This window comes from Enterobacter cloacae complex sp. 385G4 (assembly GCF_057320665.1).
In genome coordinates, this window is record NZ_JBXWDD010000001.1 from 917622 (window position 1) to 931464 (window position 13843).

Sequence of the window (13843 nt, forward strand, 5' to 3'; positions counted from 1 at the left end):
GTTACAAAGTAGACACAGTGGGGCAAGCCAGGCTCGCCCCACGTATTGCCATTAATGCTTGATAATATAAAGATTCTTAACGGAAATATTATCCAACGGGTCTTTACCGGTATAACCCCCTACCCATGGTTTCACCAGACGGGCGTTAACGTAGTAGTAAACCGGTACAATTGCAGAGTCTTTATCGAGCTGTTCTTCTGATTTCGCGTACAGCTCTGCGCGCTGCGCATCGTCAGACACTTTCAGGGTTTCAGCGATGATCTTGTCAAACGCCGGGCTCTTATAGTGCGCCGTGTTGTTTGAACTGTCGCTGAGCATAGTGTTCAGGAATGATGTCGGTTCGTTATAGTCCGCACACCAGCCCGCACGCGCCACGTCGAAGGTCCCCTGATGACGCGTATCGAGGAAGGTTTTCCACTCCTGGTTTTCCAGCTTAACGTTCACGCCCAGGTTTTTCTTCCAGATAGACGCGACGGCAATCGCCAGTTTTTTATGCAGATCTGAGGTGTTATACAGCAGGTTGAACGTCAGCGGCTTGTCTGCGGTGTATCCTGCTTCAGCCAGCAGTTTTTTCGCTTCTTCGTTACGTTTTTCCTGCGACCATTTGAACCACTCAGGCTCAACCAGTTTCATCCCATCGGTATACGGAGGCGTGTAGCTGTACGCCGGCAGATCGCCCTGGTTTTTCACTTTGTTCACGATGATATCGCGATCCAGTGCCAGCTTCAGCGCAGTACGAACGCGCACGTCGGTGAACGGTGCTTTCTGGTTGTTGATTTCGTAATAATAGGTGCACAGATATGGATCGACGTGAACTTCTTTCGGGATCTCTTTCTTCAGCTTCTGGAACAGTTCAATCGGCATGTTGTTATAGGTCATGTCGATTTCACCGCTGCGGTAGCGGTTAACGTCGGTCACTTCGGAAGAGATTGGCAGGTAGGTGACCTGATTAATCACGGTCTTCGCGTTATCCCAGTACTGCGGGTTACGCTCCAGCACCATACGTTCGTTGACCACCCAGTCTTTCAGCTTATAGGCGCCGTTGGTCACGATATTGGCAGGCTGCGTCCATTTTTCACCAAATTTTTCCACGGCGGATTTTGGTACCGGCGAGACGGATGGGTGAACCAGCAGCTTATAGAAGTACGGAACAGGTTCGCTCAACGTCACTTCAAAGGTATTAGCATCGATCGCCTTCACGCCCAGGTCGGTGACCGGCTTTTTACCGGCGATAATGTCATCGATATTGGCGATGTGGCCATACTGCAGATAGCTCGCATACGGAGAGGCGGTATTTGGATTCGCCAGGCGCTGCCAGCTATATACGAAATCTTCGGCGGTAACCGGTGTACCGTCGGACCATTTGGCATCTTTACGCAGATGGAAGGTCCAGACTTTGAAATCTTTATTTTCCCACTTTTCTGCCACACCCGGTGCCGGGTGGCCGTCTACGTCAGTCACCAGCAGACCTTCGAACAGGTCGCGGTTAACGTTTGACTCAGGAACGCCTTCAATTTTATGCGGATCGAGAGACTGCACTTCCGCACCGTTGTTACGCACCAGCGTCTGTTTTTCAGCCAGTTGAACACCTGCAGGAACGTCCGCAGCCATTGCAGCGTTTCCCGCGATTAGCGCAGTTAAAATCCCCGCCGCTACCAGATTTTTTTTTGTGATGATGGACATTGTGTTGGTACTCCACTCATTATAATTACTGGCTTTCGCCAGCTGTCTAATCCCCTGTTGGGGCCTGTACAGCGCAGGAGTTTTTTTTGCTGCTGTCAGGTTCTTTTTTTACTGCTTGCTATCACCGACTTTTTTATTACTGACCGCTCGTATGGCCGTCTTGCGTCGATTCTTGCCAGGCCTCCCCTGTTTGAGACCTGCGCTGGATATCTGAGAAGAGGATTATATGAAAATAATTCTCATCTACTTGTTTTAGGCTGCAAAATAGTAGGCCGGAAAGTATCAAATGGCGTAAATACGCGCCAATACATTTTGCAAATTTGTTAAGCAATTCTCTTTTACGGCCCAGGCCGTATCGTCCTGCCCAGCCCTCCCATACGTTGAGCACCCTAGAAAACACTTAAAATTCAAACTAATACGGAAGATTTTCCCTTCTGGCGCGTCGCTGCATTATCATCGCGTAGTTTTGTACGAAAATTTAACAATTGATTATTATTTAGCACATTCATCTAACGAAATGTTGAAATTACTAATATCATTTCGGTTATCCCGCAGCAAGCCCAAGACTATCGTGTGAGTAAAATAACAGTGCGTTCGAAGATTTTCTGTGCAGGCAGGCTTGAGATGAATTCATAACCCTATGAAATATATGAGATGAACATTATTAGTAGAATTTATTATGACAGGTTAGCTTTTCAACTTTATTTATATGATTTGCTGATATTGATACAAAAAAAACGGCGCCGAAGCGCCGTTCTTTCGTATGAAATATCAATGTAACAAGCCGGAGAAAATGCTTTTAATACCCGTGACAATGAATTCGATCCCGAGTGCCATTAACAGCAGCCCCATGATACGCGTAATAACGTTGATGCCGGTCTGCCCCAGCAGGCGTACCAGCAACGGCGCCATGCGGAAGACGCCCCAGCAACAGAGCGCGAAAACGGCAATCGCGACAGAAAAACCAATTAAATGCATGAGGCTATGGTAACGCGTGCCCCAAACAATGGTTGAACTGATGGCACCCGGCCCGGCCATGAGGGGCAATGCCAGCGGAACCACGCCGATACTTTCGCGGATAGCGGTTTCTGACTTTTCCTGCTTGTTCTGCTTATCCTCACCCAGCTTACCGCTGATCATGGACATGGCAATGGTCACCACCAGGATCCCGCCCGCAATGCGGAAGGAGTCAATCGAGATGCCAAAGAGCTGGAGAATAGCATCACCCAGGAAAAGCGAGGTGAGCAAAATGATTGCCACAGACAGGTTAGCGGTAAGATTGGTTTTGTTCCGGGCCGCCGCCGTCTGGTAACTGGTCATACTAATGAAGACAGGAATGATCCCCACCGGGTTGACCAGGGCAAACAGACCAATAAAAAATTTGAAATACGTTGGAAAATCAAAGAGCGTTTGGATCACGTTTTGCTCCGCTTTTGCGCATGCCCGGGACAGTTACATTGTTAGGAAAAATCGCGCTGAAGATACGCTTTTTATTAGCATACTTCACCAGAAATCTGTGCCAAAACGTTAGCATTTCAGAATGTTAAACATATGTTGAGACAATGATAGCGCCACTTCCAATAGTTACTTAATTAATTAACAGTGGAAATATATCCATTAAATAACCCTGCTGAAAGGTATCAGCTTGGTGGAAAATTGACGCAGATCATGATTTCCGTACTCAGAAGTGAGTAATCTTGATTACGCCCCCAGGGAGGTCACCTGACAAAAAGGGATGATGCTAAGGTAAGGCTCTTTTAGTAAATTAGTGTACTGGAGCATAAAGTAACCCTTTGTTTTACTTTATGTAACGCAAGTCGTATTGGCACTGTCTATACTGTCTGACGTATCGAGCGCTGGTTTACTAAAAGAGTTTAAACATTATCAGGAGAGCATTATGGCTGTTACTAATATCGCTGAACTGAACGCCCTCGTCGAGCGCGTAAAAAAAGCCCAGCGTGAATATGCCAATTTCACCCAAGAACAGGTTGATAAAATCTTCCGCGCGGCCGCTCTGGCTGCTGCAGATGCTCGAATCCCTCTCGCTAAAATGGCCGTTGCCGAATCTGGCATGGGTATCGTTGAAGATAAAGTGATCAAAAACCACTTTGCTTCTGAGTATATCTACAACGCCTATAAAGATGAGAAAACCTGTGGCGTTCTGTCTGAAGACGACACCTTCGGGACGATCACCATCGCCGAACCTATCGGCATCATTTGCGGTATTGTTCCAACGACTAACCCTACTTCAACGGCTATTTTCAAATCGCTGATCAGCCTGAAGACCCGTAACGCAATCATCTTCTCTCCACATCCACGTGCGAAAGACGCAACAAATAAAGCAGCAGACATCGTTCTGCAGGCAGCAATTGCTGCGGGCGCACCAAAAGATCTGATTGGCTGGATCGACCAACCTTCTGTTGAACTGTCTAACGCGCTGATGCATCACCCGGACATTAACCTGATTCTGGCGACCGGTGGTCCTGGTATGGTTAAAGCAGCATACAGCTCCGGTAAACCAGCAATCGGTGTAGGCGCAGGTAACACCCCCGTTGTTATCGATGAAACCGCTGACATCAAACGTGCTGTTGCGTCTGTGCTGATGTCTAAAACCTTCGATAACGGCGTTATCTGTGCATCTGAACAGTCTGTAGTTGTTGTTGATTCCGTGTACGACGCAGTACGCGAGCGTTTCGCCAGCCACGGCGGCTACCTGCTGCAGGGCAAAGAGCTGAAAGCAGTTCAGGACATCATTCTCAAAAATGGCGCGCTGAACGCTGCTATCGTAGGTCAGCCAGCCTATAAAATCGCTGAACTCGCAGGCTTTACCGTTCCGGCGACCACCAAGATCCTGATCGGTGAAGTTAAAGTTGTTGACGAAAGCGAGCCGTTTGCTCACGAAAAACTGTCTCCTACGCTTGCTATGTACCGTGCGAAAGATTTCGAAGATGCGGTAGAAAAAGCCGAGAAGCTGGTTGCCATGGGCGGTATCGGTCATACCTCATGTCTGTACACCGACCAGGATAACCAGCCAGAGCGTGTTGCCCACTTCGGTCAGATGATGAAAACTGCCCGTATCCTGATTAACACCCCTGCTTCTCAGGGTGGTATCGGTGACCTGTATAACTTCAAACTCGCACCTTCCCTGACTCTGGGTTGTGGTTCCTGGGGTGGTAACTCCATCTCTGAAAACGTTGGTCCAAAACACCTGATCAACAAGAAAACCGTTGCTAAGCGAGCTGAAAACATGTTGTGGCACAAACTTCCGAAATCTATCTACTTCCGCCGTGGCTCTCTGCCAATCGCGCTGGATGAAGTGATTACTGATGGCCACAAACGTGCGCTCATCGTGACTGACCGTTTCCTGTTCAACAACGGCTACGCTGACCAGATCACCTCTGTGCTGAAAGCGGCTGGCGTCGAAACTGAAGTGTTCTTCGAAGTTGAAGCTGACCCAACACTGAGCGTTGTACGCAAAGGTGCTGAACTGGCGAACTCCTTCAAACCAGATGTGATTATCGCACTGGGTGGTGGATCCCCAATGGACGCCGCGAAAATCATGTGGGTTATGTACGAACATCCGGAAACCCACTTCGAAGAGCTGGCGCTGCGCTTTATGGACATCCGTAAACGTATCTACAAGTTCCCGAAAATGGGCGTGAAAGCGAAAATGATCGCCGTCACCACTACTTCCGGTACCGGCTCAGAAGTGACGCCATTCGCGGTAGTAACAGATGACGCAACAGGTCAGAAATACCCGCTGGCTGACTACGCGCTGACGCCAGATATGGCTATCGTTGATGCCAACCTGGTAATGGAAATGCCGAAGTCTCTGTGTGCGTTCGGTGGTCTGGATGCCGTGACTCACGCGCTGGAAGCCTACGTTTCTGTACTGGCGTCTGAGTTCTCTGACGGTCAGGCTCTGCAGGCTCTGAAACTGCTGAAAGAAAACCTGCCAGCGTCCTACAACGAAGGTTCTAAAAACCCTGTAGCACGTGAACGTGTCCACAGTGCAGCAACCATCGCCGGTATCGCGTTTGCGAACGCCTTCCTGGGTGTTTGCCACTCTATGGCGCACAAGCTGGGTTCACAGTTCCACATTCCTCACGGTCTGGCGAACGCCCTGTTGATCAGCAACGTTATCCGCTATAACGCCAACGACAACCCAACCAAGCAGACTGCGTTCAGCCAGTATGACCGTCCGCAAGCGCGCCGTCGTTATGCTGAAATCGCTGACCACCTTGGTCTGAGCGCACCGGGCGACCGTACTGCTGCGAAGATTGAGAAACTGCTGGCATGGCTGGAAAGCCTGAAAGCTGAACTGGGTATTCCTAAATCTATCCGTGAAGCAGGCGTTCAGGAAGCTGACTTCCTCGCTCACGTAGACAAGCTGTCTGAAGATGCCTTCGATGACCAGTGTACTGGTGCTAACCCGCGCTACCCACTGATCTCCGAGCTGAAACAGATTCTGCTGGATACCTACTACGGTCGTGAGTTCAAAGAAGGTGACGTTGCTGCTGTGAAAACAGAAGCTCCGGTCATTAAAGCTGACAAGAAAGCGAAGAAAAGCGCTTAACTGACAGCCTCAGGAAAAAACCCGCCTGTATGGCGGGTTTTTTTATGTCTGAATAACGGCGGATATTATTTTCTGTTGTCGTGCTGGATCGCCGTCAGCGAGCCTACGGACAACGCTTCCTTATAATGCTTACGACAGACCGACACATAGCGTTCATTGCCACCAATCACCACCTGCTCACCGTCCGCATAAGGTTTTCCAGCCTGGTCGAGACGAAGCACCATGCTGGCCTTGCGTCCGCAGAAACAGATAGTTTTTAGTTCAACCAGCTTATCTGACCAGGCAAGCAAATACTGGCTTCCGGCAAACAACTCCCCGCGGAAGTCCGTACGCAGCCCGTAACACAGAACGGGGATATCGAGCTCATCAACCACTTCAGAGAGCGCGTGCACCTGTTCACGTGTCAGGAACTGGCTCTCATCAACCAGCACGCAGTGAATGGGCTCTGACGCATGCGCAGCGCGGATATCCTCCAGCAGGTCAGTTTGCGGGTTAAACAGCCTGGCTGGCGAAGAGAGGCCGATTCTGGAACTCACCTTCCCTGCACCGAAGCGATCGTCGATTTCAGCGGTATAAACAACGGTACGCATTCCTCGTTCCTGGTAATTGTATGAGGATTGCAGCAGTGCGGTGGATTTCCCGGCATTCATTGCCGAATAGTAGAAATAAAGTTGTGCCATTGGCCGTAAAACCCTAATCAATGTGTAATATTCCCGATGATTCATTGTACCATATTTTGTCTGGTCATCAGCGACACGCCGCACAAACGATGCCGTGCTGAAAGGTGTAAAACGCCGTCTTTTCGCAAAAATAATCCGCTAAAACAGAGAGTAATGACGGTCATGCTGGTGAATTGGTTATATGGTTAACCAAACATAACACTTCTTTTTATAGTGGAATCTGCGTTCATTAAAATTCACTATTTATTAACTATTCCTGCCTTAACACCGTCGCCTGGAACTAATACAAAAGGCTGATATTTATCCGCCGAAACTATAATTCCTGCGGCAAATGTCACAAAAAAAAGATGCAAGCGGCGGGGTTAAGCAGGTTATCGTGATAACAAGCGAGACTGCCAAAGAGGAAATTTAAGTTAGCGTAATTAATAATAGCGGCTTTATTTAGTATTTTTTGAATTCCTTACATTCCTGGCTATTGCACATCTGAATTTATGGCTCTATTATTAGGTCAACAAACCACCCCCCATTATAAGTTTGAGATTACTACAATGAGCGAAGCACTTAAAATTCTGAACAACATCCGTACTCTTCGTGCGCAGGCAAGAGAATGTACCCTTGAAACGCTCGAAGAAATGCTGGAAAAATTAGAAGTTGTAGTTAATGAACGTCGCGAAGAAGAAAGCGCTGCTGCAGCTGAAATCGAAGAGCGTACGCGTAAACTGCAACAATATCGTGAAATGCTGATTGCTGATGGTATCGATCCAAATGAATTGCTGAACAGCATTGCTGCTGCAAAAACCGGTACCAAAGCAAAACGCGCTGCCCGTCCTGCTAAATATAGCTATGTTGATGAGAACGGCGAAACTAAAACCTGGACCGGCCAGGGCCGTACTCCTGCTGTAATCAAGAAAGCTATGGATGAGCAAGGTAAACAGCTGGATGACTTCCTGATCAAGGATTAATCAAGCCGAATTCAGAAAAATCCCGCCTCTGGTGGGATTTTTTTTGCCCGCAATTTATCACTAACATCCTCTTACACTCCGTCATAAAGCGTTATTTGGCTATTTAGTTTCGCTTACAAACAGGCTGGTCATGGCGTTTTATGGGCATAAAAAAACCGGTGGGCAGCGCCACACCGGTTTCATAGATTTACGCCTGGATTATTTCTTAATACCCATACTCTCTTTGAGCCAGCCTTTAAATTCTTCACCCAGCGTATTATGGCGAATGCCGTATTCAACGAACGCCTGCATATAACCGAGCTTATTACCGCAGTCATGGCTCTTACCTTTCATGTGGTAAGCCTCAACGGTCTCTTTCTCGATCAGCATATCAATGGCATCCGTCAGCTGGATTTCATCCCCTGCTCCTGGAGGCGTTTTCGCCAGCAGTGGCCAGATTTCAGCACTCAGGACATAGCGACCCACCACTGCCAGATTAGATGGCGCTACGTCGGCTTTAGGCTTCTCTACGACACCAACCATTGGCACGCTTTCGCCTGGCTCAAGGTTCACGCCCTTGCAGTCAACCACACCGTAAGCGGTCACGTCTTCAACTGGCTCAACCATGATCTGGCTGCAGCCCGTTTCGTCGAAGCGGTGGATCATCTCAGCCAGGTTGTCCTGGGAGAGATCGGATTCGTATTCATCCAGAATCACGTCAGGCAGAATAACCGCGACGGGCTCATCACCCACAACCGGGTGTGCACACATAACCGCGTGGCCCAGACCTTTAGCCAGCCCCTGACGAACCTGCATAATGGTGACGTGCGGAGGGCAAATAGACTGAACTTCTTCTAACAGCTGACGCTTAACGCGTTTTTCCAGCATGGCTTCGAGTTCAAAACTTGTATCGAAGTGGTTTTCGATAGAGTTTTTAGATGAATGCGTAACCAGCACAATTTCAGTAATGCCGGCCGCGATACACTCATTAACGACATACTGGATTAATGGCTTATCAACCAGAGGCAGCATCTCTTTAGGGATCGCCTTAGTTGCTGGTAACATCCTGGTCCCCAATCCCGCTACCGGGATGACGGCCTTTCTGACTTTCGAATTTAGGGCAGCCATTCAAATTCTCCTGAGCTGTTCAAGTTTTGAACTTTTATGCAATAAATAACGCGTTGAGTATATCAGCCTCGCCCCGCAGTCCGGGTCTGAAAAGAACGCGTTGCCGATGAATTAGGACAAATACGCATGAATCTGGGCAGCGATAGTAGCACTCCCGAGAAAACACAGGTAAAGCAATCTTAAAATTAAGATCCAATTGCTTATTCCGTGGACAACATTAAGCGAAGCCTTCCCCCGGCACCCCAAATTTGGCACTGCCAGGAAGAACAGCGATGGCTAATTTGATTTAGATACGCCGTTCCCAGTGTTCCAAGCGGCACCCCGTTGCTCACCTGAATATGGTGTTCCCCGGTATTCAGTGAAGCGTTGAGACCTGCAGAAACGAGGATAAGATTCTTTAAACCGCTATGGTAATAACCAACCAGCAGCGGGAACTGTCCGGGTAAATTGGCCTGACGAAAAAGCTGATTTACCTGTTTGAGTAAACTGCCTAACTCAGGGAGCCGTTGTCCCTGATGTGATAACTGTTCTTGCAATAATCCATTAAAGAGCGCGCGAAGTAACAATGCAGCTAATACGCCATTATCCCCTGCACGGGTTACGTCCAGAGAATAAAATGCGAGGTCGGAATCAGACAGAGGTGCAATATCCAGCACCAGCCCAGGCTGATCGGCCGCCACCAGCTGGCGATAGTTTACGCGGCAGTGGGAAATAGTTTGCTGAACGGGAGGCTGAAGTTCTTGCAACAATTTCGCCGCCGCTGGCGGATTACTCACCAGCGCGTCCCAGTCCTGAAAAAGGCGTTCCTCTTCCTCAACGCGGGAATTAAACATATTTGGATAAAGGCACGCTAATACCGTCTCACGTAACCGGTTCAGATCTTTGACGGGTTTCAGCAAAATATCCTGAACGCCAAGACGTAATGCTTTGGCAATATCCGCCATATTTTCTGTCGCGGAGATCACCAGAATGGGCATCTGGTCACCCTCGTTGCGCAGATGTTCAACCAGTTTCAGCCCATTCATTCGCGGCATCGCGATGTCGCAAATCATCAGATCGGGCGTAATACCGGTCATTTTTTCCAGCGCGTCGACACCATCTTCAGCCAGTAAAGTGTTTGCTCCCAGCGAGGATAACCACGAATCCAGTAGCGATCGGAAAACGGGCTCGTCTTCAACAATCAAAATGTGTTTTCCGGCCAATGGCTGCGTCATGGTTCCTCCCCTGGCTGACAGTTACTAAATAGTGGCATGCTATCGGCCTTATCGCCTGTCAGATTTTGCTGAAGTAGTCAAAAAAGGTGCTTAACGTGCTGTTCGCACAAACGGCAGCAACTCGTCTATTTTCTTTTCGACGGCTAGCGAGCCCGCTGCGATGGCGGCCTCAGCCCGATGGAAATCAAGGGTAGAGATTTGCGGACAGTAAGGCTGAATAAGAATATCCGGAGGATCGCCAGCCATACGGTTACGTTTAAGGCGATTCTCAAGAACCTGAATTGAGGTGGTCATGATCTCCATGGCCGTCGGTGCGGCAACCGAGCGTCGTGCGGCCAGGCGACCAATTCTTCCGCGCAGGCGTTCATGCCAGGCAAGCTTTTCAACGTCGGCATCTTCGCTCTGCAGATTGACCGGCATAAGGTCTTGCTGCATCAGATGAGCGTCGTGCTGCAAATCAACGGCGATGACGATGTCCGCCCCCATGGCGCGCGTCAGAGAGATGGGAACCGGGTTCACGACGCCACCATCGACAAGCCAGTAACCGTTATGGGGCACGGGCGCCATAAGCCCAGGAATACTGCATGAAGCACGCACCGCAAGGTGAATATCCCCTTCGGTCAGCCAGAGTTCACGGCCTGTGCTGAGATTAGTTGCGACGGCGCCGAAAGGCATCCGGCAGTCAGTAAAGTCTTCGAGAGGCATCACCCGGCGGAACTGGTTAAAGACGCGTTCGCCGCGCAACAGCCCACCGCGCTGCCAGGAGAGATCCATCAGACGCAGCACGTCCCAATAGCTGAAGGAGCGCACCCAGGTTTCGAGATCCGGAAGCTTGCCGCACGCGTAGGCGGAGCCGACAAGCGATCCGATTGAACATCCTGCTACGATATCAACGTCAACGCCCATCTTGTTTAAGGCATTAATCACGCCGATATGAGACCATCCCCGGGCTGCACCTGATCCCAGCGCCAGTCCAATTTTAACCTTTCTCATTAGCCCTGTTTGACTTCCCCTGGATTCCTGACATAGCGTCAACGCAACTGCTCAGTTAACATAGTGCTACCCGAGGCGTTTTACGCCCTTATTTTTTGTTCCAGGAAGAGAATCGTGTCTCAACTCTGCCCCTGTGGTAGCGCTCTGGAGTATAGCCTATGTTGCCAGCGATATCTTTCTGGCAATCAGGTTGCACCGGATCCGTCACACCTCATGCGTTCACGGTATACTGCTTTTGTGATCAAAGACGCAGACTACCTGATAAAAACCTGGCACCCGTCCTGCCACGCCGCCGATTTCCGACAGGAGATCGAAGCCGGGTTCGCCAACACCCACTGGCTTGGGCTTACCGTGTTTGAATCTTCACCCGGTAGCCACCACGACGAAGGCTTTGTCAGCTTTGTTGCCCGTTTTACCGAGAACGCCAGGCCTGGCGCCATTATCGAGCGTTCCCGGTTCTTAAAGGAGAGCGGGCAATGGTATTATATTGACGGTACGCGTCCACAGTTTGGTCGTAACGATACCTGCCCTTGTGGTTCAGGAAAAAAATTCAAAAAGTGTTGCGGGCAGTAACGCCTGACAACCCAGACTTCGCAAATACAAACAGGATTTCCCGGCGATGCAATCATTACAACGTAAAGTTCTGCGCACTATCTGTCCCGATCAAAAAGGGCTGATCGCACGAATTACCAATATTTGCTACAAGCATGAACTGAATATCGTGCAGAACAACGAGTTCGTTGACCACCGTACCGGCCGCTTCTTCATGCGTACCGAACTGGAAGGCATTTTCAACGACACCACCCTGCTGGCCGATCTGGACAGCGCGCTGCCGGACGGTTCCGTGCGTGAGCTGAATCCTGCGGGCCGTCGTCGCATTGTGATTCTGGTGACGAAAGAAGCTCACTGCCTGGGCGATCTGTTGATGAAGGCCAATTACGGTGGCCTGGACGTAGAAATTGCCGCTGTTATTGGCAACCACGAAACTCTGCGCACGCTGGTTGAGCGTTTTGATATTCCGTTTGAGCTGGTGAGCCATGAAGGCCATACCCGTGAAGAGCACGACAACCTAATGGCTGCTGCCATTGAAGTGCATAACCCGGACTACGTGGTGCTGGCGAAATATATGCGCGTGCTGACGCCTTCCTTCGTCGCCCGCTTCCCGAACAAGATTATCAACATTCACCACTCGTTCCTGCCGGCCTTTATTGGCGCGCGGCCTTATCACCAGGCGTACGAGCGCGGCGTGAAGATCATCGGCGCAACCGCGCACTACGTGAATGACAATCTGGACGAAGGTCCAATCATCATGCAGGACGTGATTCACGTGGATCACACCTACACCGCAGAAGATATGATGCGCGCCGGACGTGACGTTGAGAAGAACGTGTTGAGTCGTGCCCTGTATCAGGTGCTGGCGCAGCGTGTCTTTGTCTACGGTAACAGAACCATCATTCTTTAATCTTTCGGAAAATGAATTGATTAGCTTTGCGCCTTTACGGATAAAAAGCAGGCAAACAGCTTCTTTTCCCTAAAGGAATGCTTTACAGGGGCGTCTCATTTGATATGATGCGCCCCGCTTCCAGCAGGAAGCAGGCCAGTAAAAAAGCATTACCCCGTGGTGGGGTTCCCGAGCGGCCAAAGGGAGCAGACTGTAAATCTGCCGTCATCGACTTCGAAGGTTCGAATCCTTCCCCCACCACCATCTCTCAGCACGACCTCAAAATTTGAATTACCCCTGGTGGGGTTCCCGAGCGGCCAAAGGGAGCAGACTGTAAATCTGCCGTCATCGACTTCGAAGGTTCGAATCCTTCCCCCACCACCATCACTTTCAAATGACACTTAACATTCTGCTCGCACCGTGCATCATGTATTTCCGCAAGGGGAAGGATGAGAAGCTTCGACTAAGGTTCGATTCGAGCGCAGCGAGAAAGCGTTGCCGCAGGCAACGACCCGAAGGGCGAGGCGCAACGCGCCGAGTAATCCTTCCCCCACCACCATCACTTCAAAAAACCCGAATAAAATCGAACCGAGTCCGCCTTCGTAGGCCGGGTAAGGCGCAGCCGCCACCCGGCGACAGACGACTACATTGGCGGCAAACGACGCTTCACCGGCGAACTTTTCACAATCGACGTATTACATTGGGCATGCTCCGCCAGCCCGTCCAGCAGCGCATCCAGTTGTTCTATCGATCGCACCACCAGCCTAATCACAAAGCAGTCTTCCCCGGTCACCTTGTCGCTCTCAATACACTCCGGCATCGCCTGTATGTATTTATCCACCTTATGCAACAGCCCCGGCAAAGGCCGCACCCGTACCAGCGCCTGCAGCGTATACCCCAGCGCCGCGAGATTCACACGTGCGCCATACCCCTGAATCACACCGCGCTCTTCCAGCCGCTTCAGACGCTCTGCCGTGCTGGGTGAGGTCAGGCCAATGCGGCCGCTGAGCACCTTCAACGACATGCGCGCATCCTCAACCAGGCAGGCTAAAATTTGCCGATCGATATCATCAATAAGGTATTCCACTCGTTTCACCTAATTTAAAAATGCAGTTAACACCTTCAACCTTATCTCATCCCTGTAAAACCCAACAGCGATTTCCGACAATAGCGTTATTAATCAGGAG

At 50.1% G+C, this 13843-nt stretch carries 11 protein-coding genes, 2 tRNA genes and 1 other RNA gene; 7 read left to right on the forward strand and 7 right to left on the reverse strand.

Features of this window, described 5'->3' with window-relative positions; all coding sequences use genetic code 11:
* Nucleotides 1-51: 51 nt before the first annotated feature.
* Together oppA and AC2FAJ_RS04615 are read right to left on the reverse strand one after the other, a co-directional pair.
* Complete coding sequence (gene oppA, locus AC2FAJ_RS04610) at nucleotides 52-1683, reverse strand: oligopeptide ABC transporter substrate-binding protein OppA (RefSeq protein ID WP_028013430.1); 1632 nt, start codon at nucleotides 1681-1683, stop codon at nucleotides 52-54.
* A gap of 771 nt (nucleotides 1684-2454) precedes the next feature.
* Nucleotides 2455-3102 (reverse strand): YchE family NAAT transporter, encoded by a 648-nt coding sequence (locus AC2FAJ_RS04615; protein WP_485453885.1) that lies wholly within the window; start codon nucleotides 3100-3102, stop codon nucleotides 2455-2457.
* Nucleotides 3103-3580: 478 nt separating this feature from the next.
* On the opposite strand from AC2FAJ_RS04615, the gene adhE reads away from it, so the two are divergent.
* Nucleotides 3581-6259 carry a bifunctional acetaldehyde-CoA/alcohol dehydrogenase gene (gene adhE, locus AC2FAJ_RS04620; protein ID WP_028013432.1) on the forward strand — a complete coding sequence of 893 codons (2679 nt, stop codon included), beginning with the start codon at nucleotides 3581-3583 and terminating at the stop codon, nucleotides 6257-6259.
* Nucleotides 6260-6324: 65 nt separating this feature from the next.
* On the opposite strand, the gene tdk is transcribed toward adhE, so the two are convergent.
* Nucleotides 6325-6939 (reverse strand): thymidine kinase, encoded by a 615-nt coding sequence (gene tdk / locus AC2FAJ_RS04625; protein WP_028013433.1) that lies wholly within the window; start codon nucleotides 6937-6939, stop codon nucleotides 6325-6327.
* A 548-nt stretch (nucleotides 6940-7487) separates the two neighbouring features.
* On the opposite strand from tdk, the gene hns reads away from it, so the two are divergent.
* Nucleotides 7488-7901, forward strand: a complete 414-nt coding sequence (gene hns / locus AC2FAJ_RS04630) for a histone-like nucleoid-structuring protein H-NS (RefSeq protein WP_028013434.1) — start codon at nucleotides 7488-7490, stop codon at nucleotides 7899-7901.
* Between the two features lie 198 nt (nucleotides 7902-8099).
* On the opposite strand, the gene galU is transcribed toward hns, so the two are convergent.
* The 3 genes from galU to rssA all read right to left on the reverse strand — a co-directional run bounded on the left by galU (nucleotide 8100) and on the right by rssA (nucleotide 11215).
* Nucleotides 8100-9008 (reverse strand): UTP--glucose-1-phosphate uridylyltransferase GalU, encoded by a 909-nt coding sequence (galU, locus tag AC2FAJ_RS04635; protein WP_028013435.1) that lies wholly within the window; start codon nucleotides 9006-9008, stop codon nucleotides 8100-8102.
* 200 nt (nucleotides 9009-9208) lie between these two features.
* Nucleotides 9209-10222 (reverse strand): two-component system response regulator RssB, encoded by a 1014-nt coding sequence (rssB, locus tag AC2FAJ_RS04640; RefSeq protein WP_028013436.1) that lies wholly within the window; start codon nucleotides 10220-10222, stop codon nucleotides 9209-9211.
* A gap of 90 nt (nucleotides 10223-10312) precedes the next feature.
* A complete protein-coding gene (gene rssA / locus AC2FAJ_RS04645; protein WP_028013437.1) occupies nucleotides 10313-11215 on the reverse strand; it encodes a patatin-like phospholipase RssA in 903 nt (300 codons plus the stop codon).
* Nucleotides 11216-11329: 114 nt separating this feature from the next.
* On the opposite strand from rssA, the gene AC2FAJ_RS04650 reads away from it, so the two are divergent.
* From AC2FAJ_RS04650 to AC2FAJ_RS04670, 5 genes are all read left to right on the forward strand, one after another.
* Nucleotides 11330-11788 carry a YchJ family protein gene (locus tag AC2FAJ_RS04650; RefSeq protein WP_041909602.1) on the forward strand — a complete coding sequence of 153 codons (459 nt, stop codon included), beginning with the start codon at nucleotides 11330-11332 and terminating at the stop codon, nucleotides 11786-11788.
* Nucleotides 11789-11834: 46 nt separating this feature from the next.
* Entirely contained in the window at nucleotides 11835-12677 is an 843-nt protein-coding gene (gene purU / locus AC2FAJ_RS04655) for a formyltetrahydrofolate deformylase (protein WP_041909600.1), read from the forward strand.
* Between the two features lie 158 nt (nucleotides 12678-12835).
* A tRNA-Tyr gene (locus tag AC2FAJ_RS04660) sits at nucleotides 12836-12920 on the forward strand.
* 35 nt (nucleotides 12921-12955) lie between these two features.
* A tRNA-Tyr gene (locus AC2FAJ_RS04665) sits at nucleotides 12956-13040 on the forward strand.
* Between the two features lie 44 nt (nucleotides 13041-13084).
* Nucleotides 13085-13215: non-coding RNA, RtT sRNA (locus AC2FAJ_RS04670), on the forward strand.
* An 84-nt stretch (nucleotides 13216-13299) separates the two neighbouring features.
* Here AC2FAJ_RS04670 and AC2FAJ_RS04675 read toward each other — a convergent pair.
* Nucleotides 13300-13743: an Lrp/AsnC family transcriptional regulator gene (locus tag AC2FAJ_RS04675; protein ID WP_041909598.1), complete on the reverse strand. Its 444-nt coding sequence runs from the start codon at nucleotides 13741-13743 to the stop codon at nucleotides 13300-13302.
* Nucleotides 13744-13843 lie beyond the last annotated feature (100 nt).